Annotated in this window: 1 protein-coding gene; it reads left to right on the top strand. The window is 41.2% G+C overall.

Annotation, left to right across the window (positions count from 1 at the left end; translation table 11 throughout):
• A partial coding sequence (gene dnaE, locus CCAND38_RS02830; protein ID WP_042343772.1) for a DNA polymerase III subunit alpha occupies nt 1–1,037 on the top strand: 1,037 nt, incomplete at both ends.

The following is a 1,037-nucleotide window of genomic DNA, read 5'->3' as shown; positions in this document are numbered from 1 at the left end:
AAGAATCAAACCGATTGGCTGGTTTAGTACCCGATAAAATGCCTTCGCTCAAAAAGATTTTCAATGCCGATGATAAAACCTTGAAAGAAAAAATACGCTCCGAAGACTTCCCTAAGGTCAACGAACTTAAACAGTTGTTAGAAGGCGATGATTTGAGTAGCCAAACCATCCAACAGGCAAGAGTTTTAGAAGGTTCGGTACGTAATACGGGGGTTCATGCTTGTGGAGTTATCATCACTCCAGATGATATTACTAATTTTGTACCAATTTCATTAGCAAAAGATTCGGATTTATTCGTTACCCAATTCGATAACTCGGTAGTAGAGAGTGCAGGACTTCTGAAAATGGACTTTTTGGGGCTTAGTACACTCACCCTTATCAAAGATACAGTGGAAATCATTAAATTACGTCAAGGAATTGACCTTGATCCCGAGGAATTTCCACTGGACGATAAAAAAACTTACGAACTTTTCCAACGAGGTGAAACCGTCGGTATTTTTCAATACGAGTCCCTTGGAATGCAAAAATACATGAAGGAGTTGAAGCCTACTGTTTTCGCTGATCTCATTGCGATGAATGCTCTCTATCGACCTGGCCCGTTGGAGTATATCCCGAGTTTCATTCGCCGAAAACATGGCACGGAACCTATTGTGTATGACCTTGAAGCTATGGAGGAATACCTTAAAGAAACATACGGAATCACAGTGTATCAAGAGCAGGTAATGCTCCTTTCTCAGAAATTAGCAGGATTTACCAAAGGTGATGCAGACACTCTACGTAAGGCAATGGGTAAAAAACAAAAGGACGTACTGGACAAGATGAAACCTAAATTCATCAGTCAGGCTGCCGAAAGAGGACATGACCCCGAAAAGTTAGAAAAAATTTGGCGAGATTGGGAGGCCTTTGCAAGTTACGCCTTTAACAAATCGCATTCCACATGTTACGCTTGGATTGGCTATCAAACAGCTTTTTTGAAAGCTAACTACCCCGCGGAATTTATGGCGGCCGTACTATCCAATAACATGAATGATATCAAG

Origin of the sequence: Capnocytophaga canis (genome assembly GCF_000827555.1) — a bacterium.
GTDB classification, from domain to species: domain Bacteria; phylum Bacteroidota; class Bacteroidia; order Flavobacteriales; family Flavobacteriaceae; genus Capnocytophaga; species Capnocytophaga canis.
The sequence above is the reverse complement of the archived record's forward strand: the minus strand, read 5'-3'. Positions and strand labels throughout refer to the sequence as shown.